The 17486-nt window shown below is 57.0% G+C and carries 18 protein-coding genes and 1 riboswitch; of the genes, 11 read left to right on the top strand and 7 right to left on the bottom strand.

Annotation, left to right across the window (positions count from 1 at the left end; all coding sequences use genetic code 11):
• Nucleotides 1-22: 22 nt before the first annotated feature.
• Complete coding sequence (gene ubiK / locus LAC65_RS13570; RefSeq protein ID WP_034828368.1) at nt 23-328, bottom strand: ubiquinone biosynthesis accessory factor UbiK; 306 nt, start codon at nt 326-328, stop codon at nt 23-25.
• A gap of 171 nt (nt 329-499) precedes the next feature.
• Nucleotides 500-649: riboswitch (FMN riboswitch) on the top strand.
• 108 nt (nt 650-757) lie between these two features.
• On the opposite strand from ubiK, the gene ribB reads away from it, so the two are divergent.
• Nucleotides 758-1414, top strand: a complete 657-nt coding sequence (gene ribB, locus LAC65_RS13565; protein WP_039380221.1) for a 3,4-dihydroxy-2-butanone-4-phosphate synthase — start codon at nt 758-760, stop codon at nt 1412-1414.
• Between the two features lie 39 nt (nt 1415-1453).
• Here the strand turns inward: ribB and zupT are convergent, their stop codons facing one another.
• Nucleotides 1454-2221 (bottom strand): zinc transporter ZupT, encoded by a 768-nt coding sequence (gene zupT / locus LAC65_RS13560; RefSeq protein WP_039380219.1) that lies wholly within the window; start codon nt 2219-2221, stop codon nt 1454-1456.
• Between the two features lie 196 nt (nt 2222-2417).
• On the opposite strand from zupT, the gene ygiD reads away from it, so the two are divergent.
• A complete protein-coding gene (gene ygiD, locus LAC65_RS13555) occupies nt 2418-3197 on the top strand; it encodes a 4,5-DOPA-extradiol-dioxygenase (RefSeq protein WP_169713297.1) in 780 nt (259 codons plus the stop codon).
• A gap of 52 nt (nt 3198-3249) precedes the next feature.
• On the opposite strand, the gene LAC65_RS13550 is transcribed toward ygiD, so the two are convergent.
• From LAC65_RS13550 to tolC, 3 genes are all read right to left on the bottom strand, one after another.
• Nucleotides 3250-4413, bottom strand: a complete 1164-nt coding sequence (locus tag LAC65_RS13550; protein ID WP_039380217.1) for a glutathionylspermidine synthase family protein — start codon at nt 4411-4413, stop codon at nt 3250-3252.
• Between the two features lie 7 nt (nt 4414-4420).
• Nucleotides 4421-5095 (bottom strand): DUF1190 family protein, encoded by a 675-nt coding sequence (locus LAC65_RS13545; protein WP_039380215.1) that lies wholly within the window; start codon nt 5093-5095, stop codon nt 4421-4423.
• Between the two features lie 139 nt (nt 5096-5234).
• On the bottom strand, nt 5235-6704 hold the full coding sequence (gene tolC / locus LAC65_RS13540; protein WP_039380213.1) for an outer membrane channel protein TolC: 1470 nt from the start codon (nt 6702-6704) through the stop codon (nt 5235-5237).
• 213 nt (nt 6705-6917) lie between these two features.
• Here tolC and nudF point away from each other — a divergent pair, with 213 nt between their 5' ends.
• Genes nudF through LAC65_RS13510 form a run of 6 tightly spaced genes read left to right on the top strand, consistent with a single transcriptional unit; the run spans nt 6918 to nt 12300 of the window.
• The gene (gene nudF / locus LAC65_RS13535) at nt 6918-7553 is read left to right on the top strand and encodes an ADP-ribose diphosphatase (RefSeq protein WP_039380210.1); all 636 of its coding nucleotides are present in this window, start codon (nt 6918-6920) and stop codon (nt 7551-7553) included.
• Nucleotides 7550-7975: a DUF1249 family protein gene (locus tag LAC65_RS13530; protein ID WP_039380208.1), complete on the top strand. Its 426-nt coding sequence runs from the start codon at nt 7550-7552 to the stop codon at nt 7973-7975. Before nudF ends, LAC65_RS13530 begins: the two co-directional genes overlap by 4 nt.
• Before the next feature lie 42 nt (nt 7976-8017).
• The gene (gene cpdA / locus LAC65_RS13525; RefSeq protein ID WP_039380205.1) at nt 8018-8845 is read left to right on the top strand and encodes a 3',5'-cyclic-AMP phosphodiesterase; all 828 of its coding nucleotides are present in this window, start codon (nt 8018-8020) and stop codon (nt 8843-8845) included.
• A gap of 3 nt (nt 8846-8848) precedes the next feature.
• Nucleotides 8849-9430: an esterase YqiA gene (yqiA, locus tag LAC65_RS13520; RefSeq protein WP_039380202.1), complete on the top strand. Its 582-nt coding sequence runs from the start codon at nt 8849-8851 to the stop codon at nt 9428-9430.
• 45 nt (nt 9431-9475) lie between these two features.
• Nucleotides 9476-11371: a DNA topoisomerase IV subunit B gene (gene parE / locus LAC65_RS13515; RefSeq protein WP_039380200.1), complete on the top strand. Its 1896-nt coding sequence runs from the start codon at nt 9476-9478 to the stop codon at nt 11369-11371.
• A gap of 29 nt (nt 11372-11400) precedes the next feature.
• Nucleotides 11401-12300: a LysR substrate-binding domain-containing protein gene (locus LAC65_RS13510; RefSeq protein ID WP_039385639.1), complete on the top strand. Its 900-nt coding sequence runs from the start codon at nt 11401-11403 to the stop codon at nt 12298-12300.
• Nucleotides 12301-12353: 53 nt separating this feature from the next.
• On the opposite strand, the gene LAC65_RS13505 is transcribed toward LAC65_RS13510, so the two are convergent.
• Both LAC65_RS13505 and LAC65_RS13500 read right to left on the bottom strand, forming a co-directional pair.
• The gene (locus LAC65_RS13505) at nt 12354-12662 is read right to left on the bottom strand and encodes a putative quinol monooxygenase (protein WP_039380197.1); all 309 of its coding nucleotides are present in this window, start codon (nt 12660-12662) and stop codon (nt 12354-12356) included.
• Between the two features lie 31 nt (nt 12663-12693).
• Nucleotides 12694-13275 (bottom strand): NAD(P)H-dependent oxidoreductase, encoded by a 582-nt coding sequence (locus LAC65_RS13500; RefSeq protein ID WP_039380195.1) that lies wholly within the window; start codon nt 13273-13275, stop codon nt 12694-12696.
• A 161-nt stretch (nt 13276-13436) separates the two neighbouring features.
• Between LAC65_RS13500 and LAC65_RS13495 the strand changes: the two genes are divergently transcribed.
• From LAC65_RS13495 to LAC65_RS13485, 3 genes are all read left to right on the top strand, one after another.
• Nucleotides 13437-14201 carry a transporter substrate-binding domain-containing protein gene (locus LAC65_RS13495; RefSeq protein WP_039380192.1) on the top strand — a complete coding sequence of 255 codons (765 nt, stop codon included), beginning with the start codon at nt 13437-13439 and terminating at the stop codon, nt 14199-14201.
• A gap of 213 nt (nt 14202-14414) precedes the next feature.
• On the top strand, nt 14415-16685 hold the full coding sequence (parC, locus tag LAC65_RS13490) for a DNA topoisomerase IV subunit A (RefSeq protein ID WP_039380189.1): 2271 nt from the start codon (nt 14415-14417) through the stop codon (nt 16683-16685).
• 38 nt (nt 16686-16723) lie between these two features.
• Entirely contained in the window at nt 16724-17461 is a 738-nt protein-coding gene (locus LAC65_RS13485) for a 1-acylglycerol-3-phosphate O-acyltransferase (protein WP_039380186.1), read from the top strand.
• Nucleotides 17462-17486 lie beyond the last annotated feature (25 nt).

The following is a 17486-nucleotide window of genomic DNA, read 5'->3' as shown; positions in this document are numbered from 1 at the left end:
GCAGCCACCCGGCTGATCATATTTACTGTGGCGTATCGATTTTACCGGCCGGATCGGGCGTCACCACTGCTGGCGCCGGTGCCGCCGGGCTTTCACTCTCCAGTTTAGCCAGACGCTGCTCCAGGGCTGCCAGCTTTTCGCGGGTGCGCAGCAGGACCTGAGTCTGCACATCAAACTCTTCACGGTTAACCAGATCCATACGGGTCAGCTGCGCCTGCAGAACCTGCCGGATTTTCTTCTCCACGTCGTCGCCAAAGTCGCGGATGCCTTTCGGCATCGCTTCATGGACCTGGCGCGCCAGTTGTTCAATTTTTTTTGTGTCGATCATGGTTATTTCCTGATTGCAGTGGCTGTGAGCAGCACGTTTTCCGACGGTACAAGAAGTAAGTGTAATGCCAGAACCAAAAAGGTTAAACCCGAAATCCGCAACGCATGATGTGCAAAAGCAATTGCACTTTTGTCGATTGCCCGTCCCGGTGAATAACGCTATAGTGATTTTGCTTATTCTCAGGGCGGGGCGAAATTCCCCACCGGCGGTAAATCAGCTTCTGCTGAAAGCCCGCGAGCGCTTTTGCGACCGTGCAAAAGGACAGCAGATCCGGTGTGATTCCGGGGCCGACGGTTAAAGTCCGGATGGGAGAGGGTAACGACATCAGCCGGGTTTATGCCCGCGTCACGTTTTTGCCATGTGTATTTTTCACGCACTCCTAAGCTCGCCCTGGTTCTGGTAACTCATAATATTTTAAGGTTAATTACCATGAATCAGACGCTTCTTTCTGAATTTGGCACGCCGGAACAGCGTGTAGAACGTGCACTTGACGCACTGCGTAACGGTCGCGGTGTGATGGTTCTTGACGATGAAGATCGCGAGAACGAAGGCGATATGATTTTTGCCGCCGAGACCATGACCACAGAGCAGATGGCGCTGACTATCCGCCACGGCAGCGGCATTGTCTGCCTCTGCATCAATGAGGCCCGCCGCCAGCAGCTCGATCTGCCGATGATGGTAGAGAACAACACCAGCTCTTACGGCACCGGATTTACCGTTACGATTGAAGCCGCAGCGGGAGTGACCACCGGCGTCTCTGCAGCTGACCGCATCACCACTATCCGCGCCGCGATTGCTGATAATGCTAAACCGGCTGACCTGCACCGTCCGGGACACGTTTTCCCGCTGCGCGCGCGCGAAGGTGGCGTACTGACGCGCGGCGGTCATACCGAGGCCACGCTCGATCTGGTCACGCTTGCGGGCTTCAGGCCGGCTGGCGTCCTGTGCGAGCTGACTAACGACGATGGCAGCATGGCGCGCGCCCCTGAAGCGATCGCGTTTGCGCAGCAGCATGATATGCCCGTGGTGACCATTGAAGATCTGGTGGCTTACCGCCGCCAGCGTGAGACCCGTCAGGCCAGCTAAAGCTGGCATACAAAAGCAGACCAGCCGGAGGGCGGGAAATCAGCCCGCGCCGGCGGTCTGCAGCAGCGTCAGACTCAGCCCCATCACCGTCATCCCACACAGCACGCCATAGCTCGGGTTATTGTGCGGATCGATTTCGCGCGCCAGCGGCATCAGTTCATCCACCGAAAGTGCGACCATAATCCCTGCGACGGCGGCCATAATGGCAGCAATCACTACCGGCGACAGCGCCGGACCGAGCAGCAGAAAGGCAATGACGCCGCCCAGAATTTCCGCCATACCAGAAATACAGGCCCAGAACAGCGCTTTGGCTTTGGAACCGGTCGCCGCGTACATCGGCCCGGCAACCGCCAGTCCTTCAGGAATATTGTGGATGGCCACGGCTAAAGCGATGCCCAGCCCCAGCTCCATATCGCTGCTGGCAGTAACAAAGGTGGCGACCCCTTCAGGAAAATTGTGCAGGCTGATGCCCAGCGTCAGCAGCACAGCAGTTCGCTTCAGGTTAACGGGACGACCCTGAGTGGCCATCAGATCCTGCGGATGCTGATGCGGCAGCAGGCGATCCATCGCGAAATAGCCGATCAGGCCGAGCATAAACATACCGTATCCCAGCATCGGTGACATTCCCGCAGTATGCAGCGCCGCTGGCAGCATCTCCATCAGCGAAATCAGTAGCATAATGCCGGCGGCGAAGCCGAGCGCAAAGGCGAGCAGACGGTTTGACGGCTTTTGACCGAGAATGCCAAACAGGGCGCCAATAAAGGTGGCACCACCGGCCAGAATAGTGAGCAGTAAAGGCACCGACATAGCAAGCTCCATGATGATAATGATTACCAGTTACATTATAATTAACCTTATAAAATATCGAGTTATTAAGCGTAAAGTTATGTCGTTCACGCTTATTCAAATTTGCTGACAGACATTATCACGCTTCTCCGCGTTTAAGTGGCCTGGCAAGCGCGTATTGTGACGCTTATGAAAGCAACAGCGATGAGGTGTGAAAATGTGTGATGGCCGTATGCCTGCTCTGTTTCTGGGTCATGGCAGCCCGATGAACGTGCTGGAAGAGAACCGTTATACCCGGGTATGGCAGCAGCTGGGCAGAGATCTGCCGCGCCCGCGCGCTATTCTCGCGATTTCCGCGCACTGGTACACGCGCGGAACGCGGGTAACCGCCATGGAACAGCCACGCACTATTCACGATTTCGGCGGATTTCCGCAGGCGCTGTTTGACGTGCGCTACCCGGCACCCGGATCGCCTGCGCTGGCGCAGCGCGTAACGGAGCTGCTGCCGGCGGCAGAAAAAGATGAGAGCTGGGGGTTCGATCACGGCTCGTGGGGCCTGCTGGCCAAAATCTATCCTGAGGCGGATATTCCGCTGGTGCAGCTCAGCGTGGACAGTACCCGGCCCGCCGCATGGCATTTTGAGGCCGGACGTAAGCTGGCTGCGCTGCGCGATGAGGGGATCCTGCTGGTTGCGAGCGGCAACGTGGTACATAACCTGCGCAAGCTGCAGTGGCAGGGGAGTGCGCCGGCGTATCCATGGGCCGAAGCGTTTAACCAGTATGTGCGCGATAATCTGCCCAGCGACGCGCCGGCAGCCGATCATCCGCTGGTTAACTATCAGCAGCATCCGGGCGCGGCGCTTTCGCATCCGACCGCTGAACACTATCTGCCGCTGCTCTATATTCTGGGCGCACGCGCAGCGGGTGAGGCGGTCAGCGTGCCGGTTGAGGGCATGGAGATGGGCGCAATCAGTATGCTGTCAGCGCAGGTGGGATAACGGCCCGCGGCGTCGCAGGCCGGAAGGGGGCGCACCGGAATGCGCCACCAGGTTAGCCGATAAAAGTATGCGGATAGAAGCGCGACAGATCCTGGGTGATCAGCGCCCGATCTTCGCGTAAGCCAATCCCCGCCGGCTGATCGTCTATCAGCCAGCTGCCAATCAGCGTATAGCTGTCGCCAAATCGGGGCAGCGCGCAGAACTGCTGGATAATCATACCCTCTTCGCCATAGGGACCGTCAGCGCGCGCAATTTCGTTGCCGTTTTCAATAATACGGATGTTGGCGCCCTCACGGGAGAAGAGCGGCTTCACCACATATTTATCCATCTGCGGCGCCTGGCTGTCATCTGCAAACCAGGCGGGCAGCAGATTGGGATGGTCCGGGAACATCTCCCACAGCAGCGGCAGCAGGGCTTTATTGGAGAGGATGCTTTTCCAGGCGGGTTCCAGCCAGCGTACGCCGGCATCGGCCAGCTTGGTCGAGAACACCTCGCGCAGCATGAACTCCCAGGGGTAGAGCTTGAACACGTTGCTGATGACGCGATCGTGCTGGTCGGTAAACTGGCCTTTTTCCCCTAGTCCAATCTCGTCGATATAGAGAAACTCGCCGGGAAGTCCCGCTTCTGTGGCGCAATCCTGCAGATACTGTACCGTCGCGCGGTCCTCTTCCGTATCACGGCAGCAGGCAAAGTGCAGCCAGTTAAAGCCGTGCTGCTGCTGCAGAACCGCAAACCGCTCAATCAGCTTCTCCTGCAGGCTGTTAAACTGATCGCTGCCCGCCGGCAGGTTGCCCGCTTTGAGCTGATCTTCGAGCCAGATCCACTGAAAAAAAGCGGCCTCATAGAGTGACGTCGGCGTGTCGGCGTTGTTTTCCAGCAGCTTGATCTCACCGCTGCCATCCCACACCAGATCCAGACGGGAATAGAGCGAAGGCTGACGCTGAGCCCAGGATTCGCGGACAAACTCCCAAGTGTGTTTCGGAATGCAGAAGCGGGTCAGTAGCGCATCGCTGTTAACCACTTTTTCCACCGCCTGCAGGCACATCTGATGCAGCTCTGCCGTAACGCTTTCCAGCGTCTCTACCTGTGCCAGCGTGAACTGATAATAGGCCTCTTCACACCAGTAAGGCTCACCATACATAGTGTGAAACTGAAAGCCATATTCAGTGGCTTTTGCGCGCCAGTCCGGGCGTTCGCTGATAGCAATACGTTGCATACGGCGCTTAGCCTCCCAGCGAGCGACTGCTGGTGCCGCTGGCGCTGCTGCGCTGCATACTGTTTTGCTTCGCGACCGTCTCACCAAAGCCACCGCGGGTAATGGTCGAGGTCGTGGCCGGTTTAGGTGCCATGGCGGTTTTAGGCACGTTCATGGTACGGCCAGAGGTTGCTGAGCCATAGTTTTTACCGGCGGCGTCTACGAACTGTCCGTTAGCCGGGCTGGCAGGCGTTTTAGGGGAAAACAGCGGCTGCTGAGCAAAACCGGCGCCGCCGCCCATCATACGTCCCATCATGTAGCCAGCCATCAGCGGCATCCAGAAGCCGCCGCTGTGCTGTGCTTCGGCATTGTTTGCGGTGGTGCCCGCACCCGCCTGAGCCGGTGCCTGCTGGCACTGATTTTCGCCAAATTCCGCCACGCAATCTTCGCGTGAGGCATATTTAGGCGCGGTGCGCTCCGCCTCTTTCAGCGCATTGTTATAAGCGGCTTTACACTGACCGCTCTGATCCGGATTGGCTTTCGCACAGTCGTCAGCATTCTGATAGAGCGAAACTGTTTCGTCGCTCTGTTCGCAGCCTGCCAGCATAAATACTGCAGTGACCGCCAGCGCGACGGGCGTAAGATGACGTGCCTGCCAGCCTTTACGAAAAGCGGCATGACGGATATTTTTTGTCCGTTTCATAGTGATTATCCTGTACCCAGAGTTGCAGTCAGGATAGGTGATGCGAGGGGGGATTTAAAGCGTGAAGCCTGACAGGGCGCGGATCTTTACGTAGCTATACGTTCAAATGCGAAAGGGGCCGCAGGGGCCCCTTTTGCTGTCAGCGGCTGAATGGATTGCCGCTGTTGCGCGCTGCCGGCTGAACAGACGCCGCCGGAGCGGAAGCTGCCGCCTGCGGTGCGCTGTCGGCCTGTGCAGTCTGCTGGCTATTTTCCGGCGCGACGACTTCAGGTGAGGTCGTCACCTCTTTGCCCAGCGCGCTGTTCAGCTGCTGCAGGTCCTGCTCATTGAGAGTACCCAGCGCATATTTGATATTCAGCTGGTTAATCAGATAGCTGTAGCGCGCGTTGGAGAGCTGCTGTTTAGCGTTAAACAGCGTAGTGGTCGCGTCCAGTACATCAACAATCGTACGGGTACCCACCTGATAGCCTGCTTCAGAGGCGTCGAGTGAGCTTTGCGCAGAGATCACTGCCTGTTTGTACGCATCAATGCTGCTGATTGACGCATTCACGTTGTTAAACGAGGAGCGTACGGTCTGCACCGCGCTGCGATGCGCGCCTTCCAGCTGTTCGCTGGCGGCGACAAAGTTGTACTGCGCCTGTTTCACCTGCGAGGTCACTGAACCACCGCTGTAGAGCGGTAATGAGAAGCTCAGGCCGACCTGATTTGAACCCGAGATCGAGTCGTTATTGGTGATGCTCTGATTCGCCCGGCTGCCGCTATATTTATTGTTAGACAGACCGGTCGACGCCGTCAGATCCAGCGTAGGCATATGGCCCGATTCAGCATAGCGGATCTGCTCACGAGCCAGATCCTGGCTCAGGCGCGCAGAGAGCAGGTTAAGGTTGCGACTCTCAGCCTGCTTTAACAGGCTGGCGACCGCATCAGGCCGTGCTGTTTTAAAGCGATCGATGCTCAGCGAGGCCAGGGAGAGGTAGTCCATCCCGGTGATCTGACGCAGCGATTCAACCGCATTATCCAGCGTGTTTCGGGCCGTCACTTCATTCGCCAGCACGCTGTCATACTGGGCGCGGGCGTTCTGTACATCGGTAATCGCCACCAGGCCGACATTAAAGCGCTGCGTGGTTTGATCCAGCTCGCGATAAATGGACTGTTTCTGCGCTTCGGTATAGGAGAGCGTATCAATCGCATTCAGCACGTTGAAGTAGGCGGTAGCGGTATTGAGGATCAGATCCTGCTGCGCGACCTGGTAGGTGACATCCTGAATGCCGGCAGTTTTTTCCTGCAGCGTCAGGCTGCGCCACTTTGACATATCAAAAATCGTCTGCGTTAATTGCAGCGAGGCGCTTTTGGTAGTGGTGTTCAGTCCGCTGTTATCACGATAGCCGTTGTTATAGGTGTAATCTGCACCCAGGCCCAGCTGCGGCAGCAACGGGCTGCGCGCTTCGTTGATCTTTTCAAACGCAGCGTCGCGATCGGCGGCAGAAGCACGCAGATCGGGATTGCTCAGGCGCGCCTGCTGATAAACCTGCAGCAGGTTTTCTGCCTGGCTGGCAAGGCTGAATCCGCCCAGGCTCAGTCCAATAAAAAATGGGAGCAGTTTTTTCATTTGCATTCCTTTTGTTGCAGCCTGTGACGCGAAAAGTGCTGCTGCTAAGCCAAAAAAATAATCGCCGATTTTACAGAGGCGCTGTCAGAGATAGGTTGGCTGAACGTGCCTTCTTTCCCTAATTTACGTAAATAATTCAGAAAGAACCACTCGGATGGAGCACAAGGGTTGGCTTTTCGATGCTCTATCCCAATCTGCATAAGGAACCAGACGATGGCGGGCGAAAAAAAATCCCCTGTGACTTTCACAAAAAACGATGTAGAAATTATTGCACGCGATACCCGTTATGACGGTTTTTTTTCCATCGTCAGCTATCGCTTTCGCCACCGCCTTTTTAATGGCGGAATGAGTGGTGAAGTAGTGCGTGAAGTTTTCGAGCGCGGACATGCCGCCGTGCTGCTACCCTATGATCCCCTGCGCGACGAAGTCGTCTTAATCGAACAGATCCGCATTCCGGCTCTTGATTCCAGCGCCACACCCTGGCTGCTGGAGATGGTGGCAGGTATCATTGAGCCCGGAGAAACGCCGGAAGAGGTCGTACGACGCGAAGCACAGGAAGAAGCGGGCCTGAATGTCGGGCGCGTGAAACCGGTTATCAGTTATTTAGCCAGCCCTGGCGGCACCTCTGAACGGTTGTCGGTGCTGGTGGGTGAAGTGGATGCCAGCCTGGCAGAAGGGAACCATGGGCTGGAGGAAGAGAATGAGGATATTCTCGTACATGTGGTGAGCCGCGAACAGGCTTATCGCTGGGTGGAAGAGGGGATTATTGATAACGCAGCTTCTGTCATTGCGCTGCAATGGCTGGCGTTGCACCATGAAACACTACGACGTGAGTGGAAGGTAAAATGAAACAGCGCTATACCCCTGATTTTCCCGAAATGATGCGCCTGTGCGAAACGAACTTCGCGCAGCTGCGTCGCCTGCTGCCGCGCAGTGATGAAGCAGGCGCCTCGGTGCTCTATCAGGTCAACGGCGCCCGTTATCAGCTGACGATTGAAGAATCAACGCGTTATACCACGCTGGTTGAAATCCGGCAGGTGGCGCCGGCGGTAAGCTACTGGAGTCTGCCCGCGATGTCAGTGCGGCTCTATCACGATGCGATGGTCGCTGAAGTGTGTTCCACACAGCAGATCTATCGCTTTAAAGCACGCTATGATTATCCTAATAAAAAATTGCATCAGCGTGATGAAAAACATCAGATTAACCAGTTTCTGGCTGACTGGCTGCGCTACTGCCTGGCGCACGGTGCTCTGGCCGTGCCTGTTTGCTAAACGCGTCTGACGCATTGATGGCGTGGAGATTAAGGAAACGCTTTGGATAGCCTGCTCACTTTTCCTGCGGCACCAGGATCCGCGATCCGGATCCTGCAGATCACTGATACCCATCTCTTCGCGGGGAAGCACCAATCTTTGCTGGGGGTTAACACCTGGGCGAGCTTCGATGCGGTGCTGGATGCTATCGCGGCACAGCAGCACGAATATGATCTGATTATCGCGACCGGCGATCTGGCGCAGGATCATACCGTGGAAGCGTACCAGCATTTTGTTGCCGGTATTGCCCGCCTGCAAAAGCCATGCGTCTGGCTGCCCGGTAATCACGATTTCCAGCCAGCGATGGTGAATACCCTCGCCGAAGCAGGCATAGCGGCAGATAAACACGTTCTGCTGGGGGAGCAGTGGCAGCTGCTGCTGCTCGATAGCCAGGTATCTGGCGTGCCACACGGCATGCTGAGCGACTATCAGCTGGAGTGGCTGGCAGCGTCACTTGCGCGGTTTCCTGGGCGGCACTCGCTCATCCTGCTGCACCATCATCCGGTGCCTTCCGGCTGTACCTGGCTCGATCAGCATAGCCTGCGTAACCCGCACCAGCTGGAAGCGGTGTTACAGGCTTTTCCGCAGGCGCAGCATCTGGTATGTGGCCACATTCATCAGGAGCTCGATCTTCACTGGCAGGGGCGCCGGGTTCTGGCCTCGCCTTCTACCTGCGTCCAGTTCAAACCGCACTGCACCAGTTTCACCATTGACACGCTGGCCCCCGGCTGGCGCTGGCTGACATTAGCGGCGGATGGCTCACTGGAGACGGAAGTGAATCGCCTGCAAAGCGATATGTTCCGGCCGGACCTTGACTCAGATGGGTACTGATTAATGGCCACGCTGCTCTATCTGCACGGATTTAATAGCTCGCCGCAGTCAGCCAAAGCGACGCAGCTGCAGGCGTGGTGCGCCGCAGCGCAGCCGCACATTAATGTTCTGGTGCCTCAGCTGCCCGCTTTTCCGGAGGAGGCAGCCAGCCTGCTGGAAGAGTTAGTGATGCAGCATACCGGCGAACCGCTGGGGCTGGTTGGCTCATCGCTGGGCGGCTATTTCGCGACCTGGCTGTCGCAATGTTTTATGCTGCCAGCGGTGGTGGTGAATCCGGCGGTACGTCCGTTTGAGCTGCTGACGGATTATCTGGGCGAGAACCGTAATCCCTACACCGGCCAGCAATATGTGTTAGAGTCACGCCATATTTACGATCTGAAAGTGATGCAGATTGACCCGCTTGATGCGCCCGATCTGCTCTGGCTATTGCAGCAGACCGGCGATGAGATCCTCGACTATCGCCAGGCACTGAATTACTACAGCGCATGCCGGCAGACGGTTGAAGCGGGCGGCAATCACGCCTTTATCGGATTTGAACGCCATTTTACGCAGATAGTAGATTTTCTGGGTTTATCCCTCTCCTAAGCTGCGTCATGGGCTCCTTTTTCTCTTGTTCATCAGACAAATACAATGAGCCAATCAAACTATAATGCTGACGCGATTGAGGTCCTGACCGGCCTTGAGCCTGTGCGTCGCCGTCCGGGTATGTATACCGATACCACCCGGCCAAACCATCTGGGTCAGGAAGTTATCGATAACAGCGTCGATGAAGCGCTGGCGGGCCATGCCAGCCGGGTCGAGGTGATCCTGCACGCCGATCAGTCACTGGAAGTGATCGACGACGGGCGCGGTATGCCGGTGGATATCCATCCGGAAGAGGGCGTACCGGCCGTTGAACTGATCCTGTGCCGGCTGCACGCAGGCGGTAAATTCTCCGGTAAAAACTATCAGTTTTCCGGTGGCCTGCACGGCGTGGGCATCTCGGTTGTCAACGCGCTCTCCACGCGGGTGGAAGTGACCGTACGGCGTAATGGTGAAGTGTATCGTATCGCTTTTGAGCATGGCGAAAAGGTTGAAGACCTGAAAGTGATAGGTACGGTCGCCAAACGTAACACGGGCACCAGCGTGCATTTCTGGCCTGACGTCAGCTTCTTCGACAGCCCGCGCTTCTCCGTATCGCGCCTGAAACACCTGCTCAAAGCGAAAGCGGTACTCTGTCCCGGCGTTGAGATTGTCTTTAAAGATAAGGTGAACAACAGCGAGCAGACCTGGCTCTATCAGGATGGTCTGACCGATTATCTGAGTGAGGCGGTCAACGGGCTGCCCACGCTGCCGGAAACGCCGTTTACGGGCAGCTTTGCCGGTGACGTGGAAGCGGTAGACTGGGCGCTGCTGTGGTTACCGGAAGGGGGCGAGCTGCTGACGGAAAGCTACGTTAACCTGATCCCGACCATGCAGGGCGGAACGCACGTAAACGGTCTGCGCCAGGGACTGCTGGATGCCATGCGCGAATTCTGCGAATACCGCAATATTTTACCGCGCGGCGTTAAGCTGTCAGCGGAAGATATCTGGGATCGCTGCGCCTATGTGTTATCGGTAAAAATGCAGGATCCGCAGTTTGCCGGTCAGACCAAAGAGCGTCTCTCCTCGCGCCAGTGCGCGGCCTTTGTGTCGGCGGTGGTGAAAGATGCGTTCAGCCTGTGGCTGAATCAGAACGTGCAGGCGGCAGAAATGCTGGCTGAGCTGGCGATCTCCAGCGCGCAGCGCCGTATGCGCGCGGCGAAAAAGGTGGTGCGTAAAAAACTCACCAGCGGGCCGGCGCTGCCGGGCAAGCTGGCAGACTGCACCGCCCAGGATCTGAATAAAACCGAGCTGTTCCTGGTTGAGGGTGACTCAGCGGGCGGCTCGGCCAAGCAGGCGCGCGATCGCGAATACCAGGCGATTATGCCGCTGAAGGGAAAGATCCTGAACACCTGGGAAGTCTCTTCTGATGAGGTACTGGCGTCGCAGGAGGTGCATGACATTTCCGTAGCGATTGGTATCGACCCGGATAGCGAAGATCTGAGCCAGCTGCGCTACGGCAAAATCTGTATTCTGGCGGATGCGGACTCCGATGGCCTGCACATCGCCACGCTGCTGTGCGCGCTGTTTGTGAAGCACTTCCGTTCACTGGTGCAGCAGGGACACGTCTATGTTGCGATGCCGCCGCTCTATCGTATCGACCTCGGTAAAGAGGTCTATTATGCGCTGGATGAAGATGAAAAAGAGGGCGTGCTGGAGCAGCTGAAGCGGAAAAAAGGCAAGCCGAACGTACAGCGTTTTAAAGGGCTGGGTGAAATGAACCCGCTGCAGCTGCGCGAAACCACGCTCGATCCAAATACCCGGCGTCTGGTACAGCTGACCATTGCCGATGAGGATATTGAGCAGACTCTGCGCGTAATGGATATGCTGCTGGCGAAGAAACGCTCCGAAGATCGCCGCAACTGGCTACAGGAGAAAGGCGATCTCGCCGATCTCGACGTTTAATGACGGCGACGCGCGCTGAGGATAACACGGTGAAAATTACTCTCGAAGAGCTGCGCGCCTGGGTGGCGGTGGTCGACAGCGGTTCGATCACCGCCGCTGCAGAACAGCTGGAGCAGACCACCTCCGGTATCAGCCGCGCGCTCAGCCGGCTGGAGAGTAAGTTACAGACCACGCTGATGCACCGCACCACGCGCCGTCTGGCGCTGACCGATGAGGGCGCGATTTTTCTTGAGCACGCCCGCCAGATCCTCACCTCCGTTGAGCGGGCCGAAGAGCAGATAGCCCGCCGCCGTGAGACGCCTGCCGGGCGACTGCGCATTAACGCCAATACCCCCTTTATGCTGCACGTCATCGTGCCGCTGCTGGCGGAGTTCCGGCAACGCTATCCGCAAATTGAACTTGAACTCAACACCGACGACATCGTTATCGATCTGCTGGAACAGCAAACGGATATCGCTATTCGCATTGGCGAACTGCGCGACTCGACGCTGCGCGCCAGGGTGTTAGGCAGCAGCGCGACGCGACTGGTAGCCAGTCCGGACTATCTGGCAAAACATGGCATACCCGATAGCGTAGCCGCGCTGAGCCAGCACCAGCTGATCGGGTTCAGCCAGCTGGATACCCATAACATCTGGCCCGTCTGGCAGCAGGAGGGAGAGTTTCTGCGTATTAAACCCACCCTGACCGCCTCCAGCGGCGAAACGCTGCGCCAGCTGGCCCTGCAGGGGCTGGGTATTGTCAGGCTCTCTGATTTTGTCAGCCGGGAAGATCGCGAACAGGGGCGGCTGATGGATGTGCTGGCGAGCGAAACCCGGGAGCTACGTTTGCCGGTGCACGCCGTCTACTATCGCAACCAGACGCTGAGTTCGCGCGTCACCTGCTTTCTCGATTTCCTGCAGGAGAAAATCCAGCGTCAGCAGCTGATTTAAGCATTCGGGCGGCAGACGCTCCGGCATAGCCAGAGCGTTGCCTGAGGAGAGGATCAGCTGGCCGGTTCCAGCACCAGGATTTTTACATCCACCACGTCGTCTTTGATGCGGGCGCGATGTGCATCCATATGCGGCATCTGCTGATGCTGCTCCAGCGCCCGCAGCGAGGCCCACTGCTCCAGCATAAAAATGGAGTCAGGTGAGTTTTGCTTCCACGGCACCTGCGCCTGATGGTCGAGCAGCGCATCATACTGATGGCAACCCTCCTCCTGCAGTACCGCCGGAATCAGCTCATTGATGGCATCCAGCACCGCCTGACGACGGCCCGGTTTAACACAAATTTCAGCGACGACTGTTAACATAGCGCTTCCTCTTTTCCCGTTGTGCTTACAGTTAAGCAAAGATTGCGCTGAGATGAGTCCGATAACTCGCAATATCGCGCGGCACATCGGGCTGTTTGATAACGTCGTTGCAGATAAAGGTAGGCAGCGCCTCCATTCCGAGGAACTGGTTGGCCTTATGGAAGTGCAGATAGAGGCCATCCACGCCCACGCCTTCAAAGAACTGATCGGCTTCAGTAAAGGCTTCCAGCGGCGCGTTCCACGTCAGCGACAGCATATATTTTTTACCCTGAATCAGGCCGCCGGAACCATATTTTTTGCTGGCGTCGCTGCGTGAGCGGCCATCGCTGGCGTAAAGTTTGCCGTGACCTTCGGTAAAGATCTCATCGATATATTTCTTCACCGTCCACGGCTCGCCCATCCACCAGCCCGGCATCTGATAGATCACCACATCGCTGTCCAGATACTTCTGGATCTCCTCTGCGACGTCGTAGTTACTGTCGGCCAGCGTGACAGAGACCTGATGACCGAGATCGCGCAGCTGACTGGCCGCGACGTCGGTCAGCGTATGGTTAAGTTCGCCTTTTGAGTGAGCAAAGGTTTTGCCACCGTCAATGATCAGAATGTTGCTCATACTGTTTTGCACCTGAATGTTAGTTTGATACGGCACACTCTACGCGCGAAAGTTGCGGGGAAAAACGTGCCACGGGTCACAATACTGTTGCTTATAAAGCAATAATGCTCCGGCGTGTGAAACACTCTGTGCGCAACCCGGAATTAAAATAAGAAGAGGCTATGAAAAAACAGATCACTATCGCGCTGCTGCTGGTAGCGGGCACGGCTCAGGCGCAGTCACGTCTCGATCTCATTCAGCAGCAGCAGACGCTGCGCGTCTGTACCACTGGCGACTATAAGCCCTACAGCTTTCTGCGCAGTGATGGAAAATATGAAGGGCTGGATATCAGCATGGCGGAGTCGCTGGCCGCCAGCCTGGGCGCCAGAGTCGCGTGGGTGCCGACCACCTGGAAAAAACTGAGCGCCGATTTTGTTGCCCGCCAGTGCGATATCGCGCTGGGCGGCGTATCGGTCACGCTGAAGCGTCAGAAAATCGCCTGGTTTGCCCGACCGCTCGGCACAGATGGCAAAATTCCGCTGGTGCGCTGTGAGGACAAAGCGCGCTATCAGACCATTGCGCAGATAAACCGGCGTGAGGTGCGGGTCATCGAGCCTGCCGGAGGCACTAACGAAGCGTTCGTGCACAGCCATCTGCCGCAGGCTACGCTGCAGCTGGCAGAGAATACGACCATCTTTCAGCAGCTGACGGATAAAAAAGCGGACGTGATGATCACCGACGCGTCTGAAGCGCAGTTTCAGCAGCAGCACTATCCGTCGCTATGCGCCATTAATCCGGATAAGCCGATGCAGTATGGTGAAAAAGCTTACATGCTGCCGCGCGATGATATGAGCTGGAAACTCTACGTGGATCAGTGGCTGCATCTGGCGACTGCCACGGGCGAATATGCGGCGATCCAGCAAGCGTGGCTGGGTAAAGTGCCCTGATGCGGTATGACGTCACACCGGGTTTTCTGCAGCAAAATCAGCGCTTTTATCAAAGGGCAAAAGCGGCCGGATCCGCCTGCTGCGCTGTTGTTTTTTAACGCAAACCTTTCTGCCGCAGAGACACGGCTTCTCTGTGACTAACTCGCGTGAATAAGGTACTATCCTCGCCAAATGACCCGCCGGTGCGGGCCACGAAGTGAGGATGCAAACGTAATGAGCGAAATGACGCAGGATGGTGCAGAGCGTCTTGCCCTGCACAAGTTTACCGAAAAAGCGTACCTGGACTACTCCATGTATGTGATTATGGATCGCGCGCTGCCCTATATCGGTGACGGTCTGAAGCCGGTGCAGCGCCGTATCGTCTACGCCATGTCAGAGCTGGGCCTGAGCGCCAGCGCCAAATTTAAGAAGTCAGCGCGCACCGTCGGTGACGTGCTGGGCAAATATCATCCGCATGGGGACAGCGCCTGTTACGAAGCGATGGTATTAATGGCGCAGCCGTTCTCCTATCGTTATCCGCTGGTTGATGGTCAGGGTAACTGGGGCGCACCGGACGATCCCAAATCTTTTGCCGCGATGCGCTATACCGAATCGCGCCTCTCTAAATATGCGGAAGTGCTGCTCAGCGAGCTGGGCCAGGGCACGGTTGATTACACCCCGAATTTTGACGGCACGCTGCAGGAACCCAAAATGCTGCCGGCGCGGCTGCCCAACATTCTGCTTAACGGCACCACCGGTATCGCCGTCGGCATGGCAACGGATATCCCGCCGCACAATCTGCGCGAAGTGGCTGAAGCCGCGGTGCGGCTGATCGACAAACCCAAAACCACGCTGGATGAGCTGCTGGATATTGTGCAGGGTCCTGACTATCCGACGGAAGCAGAGATCATCACGCCGCGTGAAGAGATCCGCAAGATCTACCAGAGCGGGCGTGGATCGGTACGTCAGCGCGCCGTCTGGAAAAAAGAAGAGGGTGAGGCAGTGATCACTGCGCTGCCGCATCAGGTCTCCGGCGCGCGCGTGCTGGAGCAGATCGCCGCCCAGATGCGTAACAAAAAACTGCCGATGATTGAGGATCTGCGCGACGAATCCGATCACGAAAACCCGACGCGGCTGGTGATTGTGCCGCGTTCTAACCGCGTCGATCTCGATCAGGTCATGCACCATCTCTTCGCCACCACCGATCTGGAGAAGAGCTACCGCGTTAACCTGAACATGATTGGTCTGGATAACCGTCCGGCAGTGAAAAACCTGCTGGAGATCCTCTCTGAATGGCTGGTCTACCGGCGCGATACGGTCACGCGCCGTCTGAATTACCGGCTGGAGCGCGTGCTGCGCCGCCTGCATATCCTTGAGGGGCTGCTGGTCGCGTTTCTGAACATTGATGATGTGATCCACATTATCCGCAGTGAAGATGAACCCAAAGCGGTCCTGATGTCGCGCTTTGCAATCAGCGAAACGCAGGCCGAAGCGATTCTGGAGCTGAAGCTGCGTCATCTTGCGAAACTCGAAGAGATGAAGATCCGCGGCGAGCAGGCCGAACTGGAGAAAGAGCGCGATCAGCTGCAGGCCACGCTGGCGTCTGAGCGGAAAATGAACAGCCTGCTGAAGAAAGAGCTGCAGGCTGACAGCCAGGCATACGGCGACGAGCGCCGCTCGCCGCTGCACGAGCGCGAAGAGGCGAAAGCGCTGAGTGAAAATGAGCTGGTGAGCGCTGAGCCGGTGACCATTGTGCTGTCGCAGATGGGCTGGGTGCGCAGCGCCAAAGGGCACGATATCGACCCTGCCGGCCTGAGCTATAAAGCGGGAGACAGCTATCGGGCGGCGGCGCGCGGCAAGAGCAATCAGCCGGTGGCATTTATTGACTCCACCGGCCGCAGCTATACGCTCGATCCCACCTCGCTGCCGTCGGCGCGCGGGCAGGGGGAACCGCTGACCGGCAAGCTGACGCTTCCGCCGGGCGCAGTGATGGAGCAGGTGCTGATGGAAGCGGACGATCAGAAGCTGCTGATGGCCTCTGATGCCGGCTATGGCTTTATCTGTACCTTTGCCGATCTGGTATCGCGCAACCGCGCCGGTAAAGCGCTGCTGACGCTGCCGGAGAATGCGCGCGTCATGACGCCGCTGGCGGTCAATTCCGGCGATGACATGCTGCTGGCAATCACCCAGGCGGGCAGAATGCTGATGTTCCCGGTGGCTGACCTGCCGCAAATGTCTAAAGGCAAAGGCAATAAAATTATCTCAATTCCTGCCGCAGATGCTGCCTCCGGTGCCGACCGGCTGCAGTGGCTACTGATTCTGACGCCGGGCAGCACTCTTACCCTCTATGTGGGTAAACGTAAGCTGATCCTGCGCGATGAAGATCTGCAGAAAGTGCGTGCCGATCGCGGCCGTCGCGGCAGCGTATCACGCGGCCTGCAGCGTATTGACAGCGTTGAAGTCAACGCGCCGGCACGCCCTAAGCGTGACGCAAGTGCAGAGTAATCGGGTTATCTGCGAAGGAGTACTTTTTTGAGGACGCTATGTTACTAATTTTACGCGCGATAATTATTATCATCTATTCCGTACTGGTCTGTGTCTTCGGCAGCATCTGGTGCCTGTTTTCGCCGCGCAACCCGCGCCATGTCGCGACGTTTGGCCATCTTTTTGGCCGGCTCTCCGGAGTGCTGGGCGTTAAAGTTGAGCTGCGTAAGCCTCCTGAGGCGGCGAATTACGGTAATGCTATCTATATTGCAAACCATCAGAACAACTATGACATGATCACGGCGGCGAAAATCGTACAGCCGACCACCGTTACCGTGGGCAAAAAGAGCCTGTTGTGGATCCCGTTTTTCGGGCAGCTCTACTGGCTGACAGGCAACCTGCTGATCGATCGCGACAACCGTGCGAAAGCGCACGGTACTATCGGAGAGATCGTCGGGCAATTTAAAAAGAAGCGTATCTCGTTCTGGATGTTTCCGGAAGGCACGCGCAGCCGCGGACGCGGCCTGCTGCCGTTTAAGACCGGCGCGTTTCACGCTGCCGTCGCCGCTGGCGTACCCATTATCCCGATCGTCGTCTCTAATACGCATGGCAAAATTAATATGAATCGCTGGAAGAATGGCCTGGTGATTGTAGAGATGCTGCCACCGGTCGATACCGCACAGTTTGAGACCACCTCTGTGCGTAAGCTGGCGACCCACTGCCGTGAAATAATGTCTGCTAAGCTGGAAGAGTTAAACGCAGAAGTCGCCGAACGCGAAAAAAACGGTAAAATCTGAGCCTCATTCGGGGGCGGTGGATATC

Source organism: Pantoea eucrina, assembly GCF_020079945.1.
In the GTDB taxonomy this organism is placed as follows: domain Bacteria; phylum Pseudomonadota; class Gammaproteobacteria; order Enterobacterales; family Enterobacteriaceae; genus Pantoea; species Pantoea eucrina.
This window is presented reverse-complemented; position numbering and strand designations above follow the sequence as displayed.